Origin of the sequence: Bacillus sp. AL-1R (assembly GCF_052180195.1) — a bacterium.
Classification (GTDB): domain Bacteria; phylum Bacillota; class Bacilli; order Bacillales; family Bacillaceae_G; genus Gottfriedia.
In genome coordinates, this window is sequence record NZ_CP197469.1 from 3,658,238 (window position 1) to 3,673,055 (window position 14,818).

Below are 14,818 nucleotides of genomic sequence, written 5' to 3' on the forward strand. Positions count from 1 at the left end.
AAAACCAGCATTGTGCTGGTTTTTTGATTTGCAATAAAAAAAGCTGCCTCAAAAAGTAATTTCACCTCAAGAGACAGCTATTTTAATTACAGTACTTCATCATCCTTTGATCCATTTAAAGTGAAACTTGCTGTTATGTTAGCGTTTAAAGAATGAGCTACTGAGCAATATTTATCCTTTGATAATTTAATCGCTTTTCGAACTTTTTCTGTATCTAACTCTCCACCTAAAATATAATGCAAATGAATGTCAGTAAATCGCTTAGGGTGCTCCTCAGCTCGTTCACCATTTACTTCAATTTCAAATGAGGTTAGTTTTAATCTCATTTTTTCAAGGATTAATACGATATCAATCGCTGTACATCCAGCGACTGCATTTAATAAAAGTTCAACTGGCGTGGGTGCGCTATTCTCTCCACCTAAAGACTCGGCAGTATCCATTTTTATCTCATGGCCAGATGGTGCAATTCCTGAAAAAGCTAACTTGCCATCCCATTTAATACTTGTTTTCATTCCTTAATCCTCCAATAAATAGATAATTTCATCTATTATTTTTTCATTTCTACTACTAAATAATGTGAAAAATCTTTTGATTGTATTTTAATATCTTCTTCAATTATTTTTGCAGCATCACTAGCTTCCAATCGTTCTCCATTCACAATCGCATTTCCTTCCAATAGGACTAAATACGCTTGTCGACCCTCGTTCATTTCAAAAGTAATTTCATCATTTTCATTTAATGCAAGTGAGTAAATATTTGCATCTTGGTGAATTTTAATTGGGGCACTCCCTTCAATTGGAGATACCATATGATACCATTTTCCTTCTCTTTTTTTCCAATCTGATAGTAAATCACCGTAATTTGGGGTATGACCTGCTTTATCAGGAATAATCCATAATTGAATTAATCTTAATAAATCCCTACCCATATTATGTTCACTATGATACACACCCGTACCTGCACTCATGTACTGTACATCACCACGTCCAATTTCATGTTTATTTCCCATACTATCAGCGTGAGTTAATTTCCCATTAATTACATATGTTATAATTTCCATATCACTATGTGGATGAGTACCGAACCCTCTGTATGGTTTAATTAAATCATCATTTAATACTCTTAATACGCCAAAGTTCGTATTACTTGGATCATAATAATTTGCAAATGAAAAATGGTAATTTGTTTTTAACCAACCGTGATCAGCGTGACCTAATTGTTTACTATTGATTTTTTCGAACATAGTGTATCGCTCCTTTTATTTTATCTTTAATTCGAGATATTAAACAAAGAATACCTCATCTAGATATCTTATTGTTTTAACTGCAAATCAATATTTTTATCATTCATTTTACCGAGCTCTTAAGTATATTGTATCAAAAAATATCTCGATTTCAAGATATTTTTTGTAGAAAATTTATAAAAACTTTCTACCCTGCAACTAACTATAAAAATCCATATAGGGCTTTGTTTGCTTATAATATTCAATTCGATCTCGCATGGTACCAGTATGAAATTCGAATTTATGTCCATCTGGATCAGTAAAATAAATTGAATTTTTATCACGTTTATCTCTTTCTCGTCCATTTAATATATTCACCTTAAGTTGAACTAATTTATCATACATTTTTTCAAAGGAGTCTTCGTTTATCGTAAAAGCCATATGAGTATATGAATGGTGAATTTCATTTCTAGGAATATCTTTTTCTTCATTTAAAGCAAGCCAAATTCCATTTAAATCAAAATAGGCTGTTGTTCTGCCTTTTACTAAGAGCTTGGCATTAAATACGTTTCTATAAAAAGTGATTGCTGTTTCAAGATTAGATACTGAAAACAACAAATGATTGATTCCTTTAATCTCCATTTTTACTCCCTCATTTCATAGCTAATCAATTTTTCTAAATCATCCACTCAAACCATCTTCTTTGACCTATTTAAGCAAGAACATCTGATTATCCATAATATTTTTATTTTTCAAACTTCTATTTACATAATTTTACCATAATATATAATTTCCTTATTGTACTATGCTTTTTTAATCTTTTAAAAAAATTTTGAGGTGATTAATGATGATGGCAAGACCAAATTCAAACGAATATAACCCACACTTTAGAGGTTATATTGAACTAGTTCCTGAAGGTGACTTACAAACTATTTTGAGGAGGCAATTAGAGGAATCAATCAGTTTTTTTAAAGCCATCCCGATAGAAAAATCTGACTACCGATATGCAAAAGGAAAATGGAGTATTAAGGAAGTACTTGGCCATTTAGTAGATACTGAGAGAATAATGTGCTATCGTCTATTGGCAATTGCAAGAGGAGATCAAACTCCTTTACCATCATTTGATGAGAATGCCTATAATGATTATGCAAATTTTAACCGACTTGAGCTAGAGCAACTTATAAATGAATTTCAAACAGTTCGACAAGCAACTTTATCAATGCTTGAAAATTTATCAATTGACACATTAGTAAATGAAGGAATTGTCCTAAATCACCCAACGACACCTCGTGCTATTGCTTATATTATCGCAGGCCATGAATTGCATCACTTAAAAATCATTAATGAACGATACTTCTAAATTAGAAAGAGCAGGCCAATCCTTTCCTGCTCTTCTTTGTTCCTGTTTCTTAAGCAAATCTACTTTGTAATCGATTTACTTCTGCGATTACTTTTTCTTCGTCAATTGTTAGACTAATGCGGTCTTTTACGATTTGTTTCCCATCAATATAAACATCACATACATCGCTTCCACGTGCAGCGTATAGTAAGTGTGAATAAGCATTACTTAATGGTTGTAAATGCTCTTTATCAAATGGATAAATTGTAATAAAGTCTGCCTTTTTATTGGCTTCTAGTGAGCCAGTATGCCCCATTCCTATTGCTTCTGCGCCACCTCGTGTAGCTAAAGTTAATGCAGTTTGCGCTGAGAATTTTGTAGCATCTTTATACATTCCCTTTTGTAGCAATGCTGCTATTCTTACTTCTTCAAACATGTCAAGATTGTTATTAGATGCTGTGCTATCCGTTGCGATCCCTACTTTTACTCCTGCGTCTAATAAACTAACCACATCAGCAACTCCAGAACCTAACTTCAAATTACTTATTGGATTATGAGCAACTCGTACATCATATTCTTTTAGGATCGCTCTTTCTTCATCATTTAGAACTACACCGTGAGCCATTACTGTCGGCTGATCAAATACTCCTAATTTGCAAAGATGTTCTACAGGACGGTTTGAATAACGAGCTTTTATATCTTGAATTTCATAGTCTGTTTCAGATACATGTATATGCATCATTAAATCATTTTCTTTTGCAATACGTGCACTTTCAATTAGTGCTTTTGGTGTACAAGCGTAAGGACTATGAGGTGCAACCATCGTTGTTAAACGGCCGTCAGCAAACAGTTTATAGTCTTTTGAAAATTGCTCAGCACCTTTCAGATTCAATCTTTGTTCTTCTTCCGTTCCAAAGCTAAATATTGAATATGAAAATGCTCCTCTAATTCCAGTTTCACCAATCGTCTCCATGACAACATTTGGATCGAGTCCATTCGGGTTAAACATATCTGAAAATGTTGTCGTTCCTGACTTAACCATTTCTAAAATACCTAGTTGTGCACTTACTGAAGCAATTTCTGTTGTATATTGTCTTTCGATTGGCCATATTTTAGTTTCTAACCAAGGCTTCAGCAGCATGTCATCGCCAATACCACGTAAAAGCGTCATAAGAATATGAGTATGTGTATTTACAAGTCCTGGCATTACCCATTTTCCTTGAAGATTAACTACTTGATCTGCATTTTTCATTAGCTCTTCAGAATGATTTCCAACATAGGTAATCGTTTGACCTTGTACAATCATCATACCTTCTTCAAAGATATTATTATCTTGATCCATTGTAAAAAAAGTTGCATTTATATAGACTGTTTTCATTCTTTTTCCTCCTAAGTCAATTCTAAATTTTGTAGTAAAGAAACCTCGTTATTGAAAGTAAAAATAAAAAAAATCCTGATTACGAAGAAGGATGTAAATAAAATTACATTCTTTTTCGTAATCAGGATTTTACGGTTCCTGGTAGAGACCCTCATACCATATCAATGAGGTTATACATTTTTTTATGTTGTTATATAAAAAGATAATAAATGATTAGTAAGTAATGTTCAAGCATTTCCATTATTTAACAATAACAAGTGCTCAACCTCTAATCTAATTTCCCAAGGATTTTTATGATTTTGTGCATTGAGTAGTCTAAATCAAGCAAGTCTTCCTCATCAAGCTGACCAATCCGTTCACAGAAAATATGATAAAAATCTTCCCAGCGTTTTGTGACAACTTTTTTCCCTTTTTCAGTAAGAATAATTTTTACACTACGTTTATCATTCGGGTCTTGAATTTTAGATACATATTCTTTTTCTTCTAATTTCATAATTAATGGGGTCATTTGCTGTTTAGAAATGCTTATATTTTGAGCTAGCTCTGTGATTGAAATTCCATCTACTGTTTGAAACAACTCTTCTAATATGTGACTTTGTAAGTGAGTTAACTCGGACTGCTTTTTCTTTAAAGAATTTTTTGAACCCGACTTGTTAAACTTATTAAAAACTAGAGGAAGTAGTTGGATAAACTTCTCTGCTATTTGATTTGGATTTGTTTTCATTTTATTACGAACCTTTCTAGGAAAAAAATTCTGATTTGACATATAGTAAATAAAAGTTTATCATTTACACGAGTTACAATTTGATAATATCATAAATCAATTAGTTAAATCAACTTAATAAGTAAACATGTATTTACTATTTAACAAAGGAGTGTTTTTGATGAATTCAACTGGATTAACTTTTGGTATCTATCCCCTTAGCGTAGCAGGTACACCTATAGGATTAGCTATAGGTCCTGAAGATAATTATGAAAAAATATCTTCTGCTCTTAAAGAGCTAAAAGGTAATGCAAATCAGCTTTTGCCAAGAATGTATGCTGTTTATATGGGACCTGAAACAGAAGAAAAAGTATTTAACGCACTAAATCGATATAAAAACGCAGGTTTATTAGGTGATTTAACAATTGGCTGCCTTATGGATCCAAGTTTATCACTTGATTATTGGTTAAATTTTGTTCGTAAAGTAATTAAAGAGTATGGCACCTTCCTTGATTCAATTCAAATCACGAATGAGCCTAACTTATTGTTTATGGATGGTTCTAAACCATATGTATTAGAAGCTCTAGTACAAGGCGTTCTAACTGCTAAAGAAGAAATCCAAAAAAGCAATTTGCCTATTAAAATTGGATTCGGCTCGGTTCCTGAGGGAGAAAAGACACTTCCACATTTTTGGGAAAATTTAATAAAAATTGGTGGGGACGAATTAATTCGTTCAATTGATTATGTAGGTCATAATTTTTATGTGGATGTATTTGAGGAACCATTAAAAATCGAGGAAGTTGCTGTTTCCGTAGAAAATATACTACGTAAATTTCGAGAAACTTTAAATCGTAATGGTTTCCCTTCTACTCTACCAATCCACATTACAGAGAACGGATGGCCAACCGGGAAAAATCCTTTTATACAAATTGAAAGATCATATGAGCAACAATCAAATGTGCTTGAGAAAATTGTACGAACGGTTTATTCACTTTGTCAGGAACTAAATATTACTCATTATGAATTTTTTGGTTTAAGGGATGCTGATAGTTCAAAAGACGATTTATTTCATCAATTTGGAATAATGAAGGACGATTATACTCCTAAGCCTGCTTATTTCACCTTTCAAAAATTGGTGAATGAATTAAGCAAGTAAAAATCCAACTCCTAAATTGTTGTATGAAGTTAGTCAATTCGTTAAGACTAAAAAAAGGTGAGTTTCATCGACTTTCTACTATATAATATGGAGGTAATAAAATTGAGCGAAAAAAATAAGCCCCTCATTAAAAAAGAGCAAATGAAAATACAAGCAGACCTTAATAATCTCGATCCAGGGCATTCCGTGGATGAGCACCGTAAAATTGAAACAGCCAATATAATTTTAGCTGGAGAAGAAATCAGACAGCAAAATGAAAATCTATAAAAGAAATCCCTCAAAAGGTCATTTTGAGGGGTTTCTTTGTATGACCCAGGATGTTTACAAAGACGATAACTGACTCAGTTCCCCCGAATGTTAATAACGACATTCCCCTTCTTATGCCCTTTTTCTACGTAACGATGGGCCTCAACAATTTGATCAAGTGTGTACTGTCGGTCAATAACCGCTTTTAACTTATCCGCTTCAATAAGTGCTTTTATATAGTTTAAATCTTCTTTGTTCATATTTGCCACACCAAGTATCGTTTTTTTATGGCTAATCAAATTACTCCATAATGCTTGAAAATACACCGAAAGCTTCCAAACTGCACTTAATAAATAGACGCCATCTTTGTTTAGCAATGTTCTACAATTAGAAAACGAACTTTTGCCTACTGTATCAAAAATAATATCATATGTCTTCTTACTTTTAGAAAGATCTTCATTTGTATAATCAATTACTTCATTTGCGCCTAAAGTCTTTACCATTTCTAAATTAGATGTACTACATAATGCGGTAACTTCAGTACCAAAATATTTAGCTAGCTGAATTGCATATGTTCCAACACTTCCTGAAGCACCATAAATAAGTACTTTTTGTCCATTTTGTATAATACTTCTTCTTAAGAAGTGTAATGCAGTAAGCGCCCCAACCGGTACTGCTGCCGCTTGCTCAAACGACATATTTATTGGTTTTTTAGCTAGAACACTTTCCTCATGTAAAGCTATATATTCGGCATTAGCCCCAAAAGTAAATCCACTATAACCAAAAACTTGATCACCTGGTTTAAACTTTCTTACATTTTTGCCAACAGTCACTATTTCTCCAGCAAGCTCACAACCTGGTATTTTATTTTTTGGCTTAGAAAGACCAAACATAAGACGTGAAAGCAGCCAATACATAAATGGAAAATCGGAACTTCTAAGTTTTACATCTCCCGCGGTTACAGTTGTTGCGTGTATTTTAATTAATACTTCATTATCTTTTATTTTTGGTTTTTCAACTTCTGCTATTTGAAGAACTTCTGGTGGACCATATTTTGTACATATAATCGCTTTCATAGGTTCCTCCATTACTAACTTTAATTTAGTCATTTAAACCTATGAAAAATGATTTTTAAGTATACCTATATGTAGAATAAAACAGCGTGATTCTAACTAAAACAAAAAAGACTGAATATAGCAAATGCCATATTCAGCCTTAATCATTTTATTATAGACCTGCTTCAGTTTTTAAAACTTCTGCTTTATCAGTACGCTCCCAAGGAAGATCGATATCTGTACGGCCAAAGTGACCATAAGCAGCAGTTTGTTTGTAAATCGGACGACGTAGGTCAAGCATTTTAATAATTCCTGCTGGACGTAGATCGAAGTTGTTGCGAATTACTTCAACTAATTTTTCTTCTGAAACTTTACCTGTACCAAAAGTATCAATCGCGATCGAAACTGGTTTAGCTACACCAATTGCATATGCTAATTGAACTTCAGCTTTATCAGCTAAGCCAGCAGCTACGATGTTTTTCGCAACGTAACGTGCAGCATAAGCAGCAGAACGGTCAACTTTAGTTGCATCTTTACCAGAGAATGCGCCACCACCGTGACGAGCATATCCACCGTAAGTATCAACAATAATTTTACGACCTGTTAAACCAGCATCCCCTTGAGGTCCACCGATTACGAAACGACCTGTTGGGTTGATAAAGAATTTTGTGTTTTCATCAATTAACTCAGCTGGTACTACTGGTTTAATTACAAGTTCTTTAATATCATTTTCAATTTGTTCTTGAGTAGCTTCTGGACCATGTTGTGTTGATACAACAATTGCATCAATACGAACTGGTTTGTTGTTTTCATCATACTCAACTGTTACTTGAGTTTTACCGTCTGGACGTAAGTAAGAAACTGTTTCATTTTTTCTAACTTCAGTTAAGCGGCGAGCAATTTTGTGTGATAATGAAATTGGAAGTGGCATTAATTCAGGTGTTTCATTTACAGCAAAACCGAACATTAAACCTTGGTCTCCTGCACCGATTGCTTCAATTTCTTCATCTGTCATACTACCTTCACGAGCTTCTAACGCTTGGTCTACACCTAGAGCGATATCTGCTGATTGCTCATCGATAGAAGTTAAAACTGCACATGTATCTGCATCAAATCCGTATTTTGCACGGTCATAACCGATTTCACGGATAGTTTCGCGAACGATTTTTGGGATATCTACATAAGTAGAAGTTGTAATTTCACCTGCAACAAGTACTAAACCTGTTGTAACTGAAGTTTCCGCTGCTACACGAGCATTCGGATCATTTGCTAAAATTGCATCAAGAATAGAATCTGAAATTTGGTCACAGATTTTATCTGGATGTCCTTCTGTAACTGATTCTGAAGTAAATAAACGACGTTGTGACATTGAGTCCCCTCCTAAATTGAATTGACGGATCTCTTTTTTCTCAACATAAGAATAAAAAGTTTGTTCCTATTCCTATGTTTCCCATTTAAGATAAAGATAACTCAGTGTAAATTACGAAATTGCCACTGTATTTAAGTTTTGAGCAAAAAAAAAGCCTTCCTCTTATCAAATATTACATGAGGAAAGGGTTCTTGGTTATTTGCCTTTCGCTCTTATCGTCCAAGACATAAAAAAATGTCTTGCATCAGGTTCAGCACCTTTCACTAAAAGTGAGGTTGCTGGGCTTCGTAGGGCCTGTATCCCTCCACCTACTCGGGATAAGAGAGTATCCGTATGAAAAGTATCATATTAAAATTTCACTTTCTTGTCAACAATTTTCATACTTACTTAGACATAATTCTACAATAATTTAATTTCTACATTCATTTCTATTTAAAGGGAAATTACTAATTATTATCTTACAATTTACTAAATTTCTTCTTTAGATTAAGTATATTTTACTCAAATTAATTTTTTAATCAAATTCATAACACATTTTGCGAACTAATAGTATACACTATTAAAATAAATGTGTTATACTATTTATCGAGATACCTACATGGCAGACAAATTATATTTAAAGGATGGTATTAGTATATGAAGACAGTTGATGTAAACTTTGAATTAAACGAATTACTTACTAGTAATCAAATGTATAACCAACTAAGCGTTTCTGAATTAGTTGAAAAAGTTTTAACAAGACAAGAAGGCATTTTAACGTCAACAGGAGCAGTTAGCGTTTCAACAGGTAAATATACTGGACGTTCACCTAAAGATAAATTTATTGTTAAAGAGGCATCTGTTGAAAATTTAATCGATTGGGGTTCAGTAAACCAACCAATCTCTGCTGACGTATTTGAAAAATTGTATAGCAAAGTACTTAACTACTTAAAAGATCGTAACGAATTATTCTTATTTAAAGGATTTGCTGGCGCTGATACTGAGTATCGTTTACCAATCCAAGTAATTAACGAATTTGCATGGCACAACTTATTTGCTCACCAATTATTTATTCGCCCAACTGAGCAAGAGCTTCAAACTCATGAATCAGAATTTACAATTATTTCTGCTCCTACATTTAAAGCAGACCCAGTGGTAGATGGAACAAATTCTGAGGCATTTGTTATTATATCATTTGAGAAGAAAATAATCTTAATCGGTGGTACGGAATATGCTGGTGAAATGAAAAAATCGATCTTCTCAATTATGAATTTCCTATTACCACAAAATAATGTTTTACCAATGCACTGTTCTGCTAACGTTGGTAGTGAAGGTGATGTGGCATTATTCTTTGGATTATCAGGAACTGGTAAAACAACATTATCTGCAGATGCAGACCGTAAGTTAATCGGTGACGATGAGCACGGCTGGTCAGATAATGGTGTATTTAATATTGAAGGCGGTTGCTACGCTAAATGTATCAATTTAACATTTGAAAAAGAGCCACAAATTTTCTCTGCAATTAAATTTGGTACAGTGTTAGAAAATGTTGTTGTTAAATCTGATAGCCGTTTAGCTGACTATGATGATACAACTTTAACAGAAAATACTCGTGCTGCATACCCAATGCAAGCAATTCAAAATATCATTGAGCCAAGTGTTGCTGGACATCCACAAGCGATTATCTTTTTAACTGCTGATGCATTTGGAGTATTACCTCCAATCAGTAAATTAACAAAAGAGCAAGCAATGTATCATTTCTTAAGCGGATTTACAAGCAAATTAGCTGGTACTGAGCGTGGCGTTACTTCTCCACAAGTAACATTCTCTACATGTTTCGGATCACCATTCTTACCGCTTCCAGCTGTAGAATATGCAAAAATGCTTGGTGAAAAAATTGAAAAACATAATGTAAATGTATTCTTAGTAAACACTGGTTGGACTGGTGGAGAATACGGTGTAGGTAAACGTATGAACTTATCTTACACAAGAGCAATGGTTCACGCTGCACTTGAAGGTGAGTTAAACAATATTGAAACTACACAAGATGAGTTTTTCGGTTTAGCAATTCCTACTCATGTACCTGGTGTACCTGATAGCGTATTAGTTCCATCAACAACATGGGAAGATAAATCAGCTTATGATCAAAAAGCTCTTGAATTAGTAAACAAATTCAAAGAAAACTTCAAAAAATTTGAAGGCTTTGATGCTAAATTAGCTGAACTTGGTGGACCCTTAAAATAATCTAAAAAGAAAAATGTAAGGGCTGTCCAAAAAGTCGGGACCAATGACTTTTTGGCAGCCTTTTTTCTATTTAGTAAAAAATAAAAAGAATGAGCCGATAATCGGCTCATTCTTTTATTAATACCACTACGAATTTGATTAGGTTCTTATTTTTCAGCTGGTCTATTCCCCATAGAAATAGAGATACGATTCCAACTATTAATTTGATTGATGATGAATACAAGATTTACATATTCTTCCTCAGTAAAGTGTTTTCTTACACGATTATATAATTCATCAGATATGCCTTTATTCGAAATTTCTGTAATATGCTCCGTTAATTCTAAAGCTGCTTTTTCTGCATCTGTGTAAAAATCACAATCTCTCCATGCACTAATACAGTATAAACGTTGTTCCGTTTCGCCTATTTCTCTTGCTTCAGATGTATGCATGTCAAGGCAAAATGCACAACCGTTTATTTGTGAAGTGCGTATTTTAATCAATTCACGAATTTTATCGTCTATACCCGCTGATTTAATATACTTTTCCATTTCCATCATTATTTTTAATGCTTCTGGTGCCAGTTTATAATAATTAATTTGTTTTTCCATTTTAATTCCCCCTAAAAAAGTTAATTCTAAAAATAATTGAATTTAGTGTCGTTCTTGGAAATCTATAAATTAGCGACAATATTAATCGCCGATTTATATTATCTATAATATGTCATTTATTTCATTATGTCAAACCTCTTTTACCCTTGAATTGCTTCTAAAAGTAATTGTTTGACAAAGAAATAAAACATTTCTAAGATTAATTAAAAATAATCTTATTTACGAAGAAGGTGTTTTAATGCAGTATAGCGTTGGAGTTGAGTATGCACTTCACTGCCTTGTTTATTTAATTGACACTCCTGAAGATTCTCCAATTGGAATAAAGGATTTATCCTTCTTTCAAGGTGTTTCAGATACATATCTATCAAAGATTTTTAGTAAGTTGTCTAAAGCTGGTATTGTAAGTTCAGTTCCAGGAGTTAAGGGGGGCTTTAAACTTGCCAAATCTCCAGAAGAAATTTCTTTTTGGGATGTAATTGAAGCAATTGAAGGTTCTAAGCCAATATTTCAATGTAAAAATATTAAAGATAACGGTTACCTTTTTAGAGAAAAAGGATGTACTCCAAGTGCCTCCTGTACAATCAATTTAGTGATGCTCTCTGCCGAAGAAAAAATGCATGATTATTTACGTAATAAAACACTTTCATGGTTAAACAAAGAATTAGAAAATGTTTTACCAAATGAAATTCGTGAAGATACTCGAAATTTTTTTTCAAAGAGTAAATAAAAACCTCTCTCATTTCCTAAAAAAGGAAGTAAGAGAGGTTTTTCTTTCTTCAACCAGCTTATCTTGTACACCCTAGATAAATCATACGTAACGAGAGATTTTAACACAGTCAGTACTCCGCATTCACCCATTTATTCCTATTGCATAGGCTAATTGTATATTATCGATTAGGAGGGATTAAATGAAAATCAAATGGCTCGTTATTTTGTTTTTATTAGTTGCTTCTATTTTAGGTGGATGTTCGAAAGATAAACCGAAAGATGGAAACACGAAAGTAAGAGTTGCTGAAGTTACACATTCATTGTTTTATGCACCTCAATATGTCGCCATTAGTGAAGGAATCTTCAAAAAGCATGGATTGGATGTCGAAATAACAACTACTGCTGGTGGAGATAAAACGATGACGGCTGTACTGTCAAACGGTGCAGATATTGGATTAGTTGGACCTGAAACAACTATATATGTATACGCTCAAGGTGCAAATGACCCAGTAAAAAGCTTTGCCCAATTGACTCAAACTGATGGAACATTTCTAGTAGCTAGAAATCAAACTGTACCATTTAATTGGGACCAACTAAGAGGCAAAACATTTTTAGGTCAAAGAAAAGGTGGAATGCCACAAATGGTTGGCGAATATGTCCTAAGTCAACATGGGATCGATCCACATAAAGATTTGAACCTTATCCAGAATATTGATTTCGCAAATATCGCGAATGCATATGCTTCAGGTACTGGGGAATATGTTCAATTGTTTGAACCTACAGCAAGTATTATGGAAAAAGAAGGAAGAGGTAAAATCGTTGCCTCATTCGGTTTGGAATCCGGTAAAGTTCCTTACACCGCTTTTATCGCAAAAGAAAGTTATTTGAAAAAGAATGCGAAAACGGCTCAAAAATTTACAGATGCAATTTATGAAGCCCAACAATGGGTTGATACTCATTCTGCAGAAGAGATTGCAAAAAGTGTTGCACCATTCTTTAAAGATACGCCTTTAGACATTTCAATAAAAGTTATTGAACGTTATAAGTCTCAAAATTCTTATTCAACAAATCCAATATTAGAAGAAGATGAGTGGAATAATCTTCAAAAGATTATGAAGAACTCCGGTGTATTACCTAAAGAAGTTCCACACTCAGTTTTAGTTGATACAAAATTCGCTGAAAAATCTACGGAGAAGTAGTAGGTTAACAAAATGAGTTATTTAACAGTTAACGATCTATCTCATGTATTTTTATCGAAGGAAAAAGCAATTAAAATATTGGATGGCTTAACGTTTGAAGTCGAAAAAGGTGAATTTGTATCCGTATTAGGTCCAAGTGGCTGTGGAAAAAGCACACTTTTATCAATCATTTCTTCACTGCTTACACCATATGACGGTACAGTAAAGTTTAAAGGTAAATCTTATAATATAAAATCCGGGGAAATTGGTTACATGCTGCAGCATGACTATTTATTCCCTTGGAAAACGATTAAAGAAAATATCTTTCTAGGTCTTCAGATTCTAGATAAAGACTCAAAAGAAAATAAAAATCGAACGCTAGAGTTGTTAAATGAAGTTGGGCTAAAGGATTATGAAAATGCATATCCAAGAGAACTATCCGGTGGGATGAGACAACGCGTTGCATTAGTGAGAACACTTTCTACAAGCCCTTCAATTGTATTATTGGATGAACCATTTTCAGCTCTAGATTATCAAAATAAAGTAAAGCTTGAAGAGTTAGTTTTCAATCTATTTAAGAAGTTAAATACTACTGCTATCTTAGTAACTCACGATATTGAAGAAGCAGTAGCCATGTGTGATCGGGTTATTACGTTAACAAAAGCTACTACAAAAATATCAAAAATTTTCAATTTACCAGAAGAATTACGTATCCGCTCCCCTTTTGAAACACGACACCAACCACTCTTTTCTTCTTATGTTTCTGCAATTTGGAAGGAGTTGGAGAAACATGGATAAAGTAAATGAAGAACTAAAATCCTATCACGCCAGTGTTGTCAAAAAAAATCGCCGTAAAAAGCTACTCATCTTTTTCTTTCAACTATTAATTATAATGATCTTTTTTATAGCTTGGGAGCTTTTAAGTCATCGAAAAATAATCGACCCATTATTGTTTAGTTCACCTACTAAAATTTACGATTTACTTAGCACAAAATTAGGAGATGGCTCGATTTATCATGATGCTTTGACTACAATCACTGAAACACTCGTTGGATTCATTTTAGGAACTATTCTCGGGGTCATTCTGGCAATCTTTCTTTGGTGGTATCCATTCGCCTCAAAAGTACTAGATCCATTCTTAGTCGTCTTTAATGCCATGCCAAAAGTCGCACTTGGTCCAATCATCATCGTAATTTTTGGCCCCTCATATTCGTCCATCATCGCAATGGGGATCATTATAAGCTTTGTCATTACAGCGTTGGTTATTTATCAAGCCTTCTTACAAGTAGATGAAAACTACGTAAAAGTCATTAAAAGTTTTGGAGCTACAAAAACTCAAATCTTTAAAAATGTTATCTTTCCTGCTAGTGTACCTACCGTCATTTCAACATTAAAAGTAAATGTCGGCTTAGCTTGGGTAGGAGTGATAGTCGGAGAGTTCTTAGTTTCAAAAAACGGACTTGGCTATTTAATCGTTTATGGCTTCCAAGTATTTAATTTCACACTCGTACTAATGAGTGTAGGAATCATAAGTGTATGTGCTGGTTTGATGTATATTATTGTTGAATTTATTGAGAGAAAAACGATAAATAAATAATTTGGCGTAATACGTATTAAAGCTCACCTAAAATAGTGAGCTTTTTTTATGTCG

The 14,818-nt window shown here is 33.5% G+C and carries 16 protein-coding genes and 2 riboswitches; of the genes, 8 read left to right on the forward strand and 8 right to left on the reverse strand.

The genetic code is table 11. The annotated features are described in order from the left end of the window. Nucleotides 1-86: 86 nt before the first annotated feature. The 3 genes from ACSBO6_RS17575 to fosM all read right to left on the reverse strand — a co-directional run bounded on the left by ACSBO6_RS17575 (nt 87) and on the right by fosM (nt 1,864). Nucleotides 87-512, reverse strand: a complete 426-nt coding sequence (locus ACSBO6_RS17575; protein ID WP_098847389.1) for an OsmC family protein — start codon at nt 510-512, stop codon at nt 87-89. A 35-nt stretch (nt 513-547) separates the two neighbouring features. After that, nucleotides 548-1,243 carry a pirin family protein gene (locus ACSBO6_RS17580; protein WP_498843735.1) on the reverse strand — a complete coding sequence of 232 codons (696 nt, stop codon included), beginning with the start codon at nt 1,241-1,243 and terminating at the stop codon, nt 548-550. Nucleotides 1,244-1,441: 198 nt separating this feature from the next. After that, nucleotides 1,442-1,864: a FosM family fosfomycin resistance protein gene (fosM, locus tag ACSBO6_RS17585; RefSeq protein ID WP_498843736.1), complete on the reverse strand. Its 423-nt coding sequence runs from the start codon at nt 1,862-1,864 to the stop codon at nt 1,442-1,444. 208 nt (nt 1,865-2,072) lie between these two features. On the opposite strand from fosM, the gene ACSBO6_RS17590 reads away from it, so the two are divergent. Then, nucleotides 2,073-2,582, forward strand: coding sequence for a DinB family protein (locus ACSBO6_RS17590; RefSeq protein ID WP_498843737.1), 510 nt, complete (start codon nt 2,073-2,075; stop codon nt 2,580-2,582). A gap of 49 nt (nt 2,583-2,631) precedes the next feature. Here ACSBO6_RS17590 and ACSBO6_RS17595 read toward each other — a convergent pair whose 3' ends face one another. Both ACSBO6_RS17595 and ACSBO6_RS17600 read right to left on the reverse strand, forming a co-directional pair. Next, nucleotides 2,632-3,939, reverse strand: a complete 1,308-nt coding sequence (locus tag ACSBO6_RS17595; protein ID WP_498843738.1) for an amidohydrolase family protein — start codon at nt 3,937-3,939, stop codon at nt 2,632-2,634. A 98-nt stretch (nt 3,940-4,037) separates the two neighbouring features. Then, nucleotides 4,038-4,137: riboswitch (purine riboswitch) on the reverse strand. 70 nt (nt 4,138-4,207) lie between these two features. Then, the gene (locus ACSBO6_RS17600) at nt 4,208-4,663 is read right to left on the reverse strand and encodes a MarR family winged helix-turn-helix transcriptional regulator (protein ID WP_098847377.1); all 456 of its coding nucleotides are present in this window, start codon (nt 4,661-4,663) and stop codon (nt 4,208-4,210) included. 160 nt (nt 4,664-4,823) lie between these two features. On the opposite strand from ACSBO6_RS17600, the gene ACSBO6_RS17605 reads away from it, so the two are divergent. Both ACSBO6_RS17605 and ACSBO6_RS17610 read left to right on the forward strand, forming a co-directional pair. Further along, a complete protein-coding gene (locus ACSBO6_RS17605) occupies nt 4,824-5,798 on the forward strand; it encodes a glycoside hydrolase family protein (RefSeq protein ID WP_098847376.1) in 975 nt (324 codons plus the stop codon). 102 nt (nt 5,799-5,900) lie between these two features. Further along, nucleotides 5,901-6,065, forward strand: a complete 165-nt coding sequence (locus tag ACSBO6_RS17610; protein WP_180232989.1) for a hypothetical protein — start codon at nt 5,901-5,903, stop codon at nt 6,063-6,065. A 74-nt stretch (nt 6,066-6,139) separates the two neighbouring features. Here ACSBO6_RS17610 and ACSBO6_RS17615 read toward each other — a convergent pair whose 3' ends face one another. Both ACSBO6_RS17615 and metK read right to left on the reverse strand, forming a co-directional pair. Next, nucleotides 6,140-7,120 (reverse strand): NAD(P)-dependent alcohol dehydrogenase, encoded by a 981-nt coding sequence (locus tag ACSBO6_RS17615; protein WP_098847374.1) that lies wholly within the window; start codon nt 7,118-7,120, stop codon nt 6,140-6,142. Nucleotides 7,121-7,271: 151 nt separating this feature from the next. Then, entirely contained in the window at nt 7,272-8,468 is a 1,197-nt protein-coding gene (metK, locus tag ACSBO6_RS17620; RefSeq protein WP_098847372.1) for a methionine adenosyltransferase, read from the reverse strand. A 209-nt stretch (nt 8,469-8,677) separates the two neighbouring features. Continuing rightward, nucleotides 8,678-8,792, reverse strand: a riboswitch (SAM riboswitch). Between the two features lie 312 nt (nt 8,793-9,104). Here metK and pckA point away from each other — a divergent pair. After that, nucleotides 9,105-10,691 carry a phosphoenolpyruvate carboxykinase (ATP) gene (gene pckA, locus ACSBO6_RS17625; protein WP_098847369.1) on the forward strand — a complete coding sequence of 529 codons (1,587 nt, stop codon included), beginning with the start codon at nt 9,105-9,107 and terminating at the stop codon, nt 10,689-10,691. A 146-nt stretch (nt 10,692-10,837) separates the two neighbouring features. Here the strand turns inward: pckA and ACSBO6_RS17630 are convergent, their stop codons facing one another. Next, entirely contained in the window at nt 10,838-11,281 is a 444-nt protein-coding gene (locus ACSBO6_RS17630; protein WP_098848641.1) for a carboxymuconolactone decarboxylase family protein, read from the reverse strand. A 238-nt stretch (nt 11,282-11,519) separates the two neighbouring features. Here ACSBO6_RS17630 and ACSBO6_RS17635 point away from each other — a divergent pair, with 238 nt between their 5' ends. The 4 genes from ACSBO6_RS17635 to ACSBO6_RS17650 all read left to right on the forward strand — a co-directional run bounded on the left by ACSBO6_RS17635 (nt 11,520) and on the right by ACSBO6_RS17650 (nt 14,764). Continuing rightward, nucleotides 11,520-12,008 carry an RrF2 family transcriptional regulator gene (locus tag ACSBO6_RS17635; protein WP_098848642.1) on the forward strand — a complete coding sequence of 163 codons (489 nt, stop codon included), beginning with the start codon at nt 11,520-11,522 and terminating at the stop codon, nt 12,006-12,008. A gap of 187 nt (nt 12,009-12,195) precedes the next feature. Next, the gene (locus ACSBO6_RS17640) at nt 12,196-13,188 is read left to right on the forward strand and encodes an ABC transporter substrate-binding protein (RefSeq protein WP_483295220.1); all 993 of its coding nucleotides are present in this window, start codon (nt 12,196-12,198) and stop codon (nt 13,186-13,188) included. A 12-nt stretch (nt 13,189-13,200) separates the two neighbouring features. Further along, nucleotides 13,201-13,965, forward strand: a complete 765-nt coding sequence (locus ACSBO6_RS17645) for an ABC transporter ATP-binding protein (RefSeq protein WP_498843739.1) — start codon at nt 13,201-13,203, stop codon at nt 13,963-13,965. Continuing rightward, nucleotides 13,958-14,764: an ABC transporter permease gene (locus tag ACSBO6_RS17650; protein ID WP_098848645.1), complete on the forward strand. Its 807-nt coding sequence runs from the start codon at nt 13,958-13,960 to the stop codon at nt 14,762-14,764. The genes ACSBO6_RS17645 and ACSBO6_RS17650 overlap by 8 nt, the downstream gene beginning before the upstream one ends. Nucleotides 14,765-14,818 lie beyond the last annotated feature (54 nt).

What these genes read in the sequence shown, in the direction of transcription:
- ACSBO6_RS17575 (WP_098847389.1), bottom strand. Translation starts at nt 512, where the DNA reads ATGAAAACAAGTATTAAATGGGATGGCAAGTTAGCTTTTTCAGGAATT.
- ACSBO6_RS17580 (WP_498843735.1), bottom strand. Translation starts at nt 1,243, where the DNA reads ATGTTCGAAAAAATCAATAGTAAACAATTAGGTCACGCTGATCACGGT.
- fosM (WP_498843736.1), bottom strand. Translation starts at nt 1,864, where the DNA reads ATGGAGATTAAAGGAATCAATCATTTGTTGTTTTCAGTATCTAATCTT.
- ACSBO6_RS17590 (WP_498843737.1), top strand. Translation starts at nt 2,073, where the DNA reads ATGGCAAGACCAAATTCAAACGAATATAACCCACACTTTAGAGGTTAT.
- ACSBO6_RS17595 (WP_498843738.1), bottom strand. Translation starts at nt 3,939, where the DNA reads ATGAAAACAGTCTATATAAATGCAACTTTTTTTACAATGGATCAAGAT.
- ACSBO6_RS17600 (WP_098847377.1), bottom strand. Translation starts at nt 4,663, where the DNA reads ATGAAAACAAATCCAAATCAAATAGCAGAGAAGTTTATCCAACTACTT.
- ACSBO6_RS17605 (WP_098847376.1), top strand. Translation starts at nt 4,824, where the DNA reads ATGAATTCAACTGGATTAACTTTTGGTATCTATCCCCTTAGCGTAGCA.
- ACSBO6_RS17615 (WP_098847374.1), bottom strand. Translation starts at nt 7,120, where the DNA reads ATGAAAGCGATTATATGTACAAAATATGGTCCACCAGAAGTTCTTCAA.
- metK (WP_098847372.1), bottom strand. Translation starts at nt 8,468, where the DNA reads ATGTCACAACGTCGTTTATTTACTTCAGAATCAGTTACAGAAGGACAT.
- pckA (WP_098847369.1), top strand. Translation starts at nt 9,105, where the DNA reads ATGAAGACAGTTGATGTAAACTTTGAATTAAACGAATTACTTACTAGT.
- ACSBO6_RS17630 (WP_098848641.1), bottom strand. Translation starts at nt 11,281, where the DNA reads ATGGAAAAACAAATTAATTATTATAAACTGGCACCAGAAGCATTAAAA.
- ACSBO6_RS17635 (WP_098848642.1), top strand. Translation starts at nt 11,520, where the DNA reads ATGCAGTATAGCGTTGGAGTTGAGTATGCACTTCACTGCCTTGTTTAT.
- ACSBO6_RS17645 (WP_498843739.1), top strand. Translation starts at nt 13,201, where the DNA reads ATGAGTTATTTAACAGTTAACGATCTATCTCATGTATTTTTATCGAAG.
- ACSBO6_RS17650 (WP_098848645.1), top strand. Translation starts at nt 13,958, where the DNA reads ATGGATAAAGTAAATGAAGAACTAAAATCCTATCACGCCAGTGTTGTC.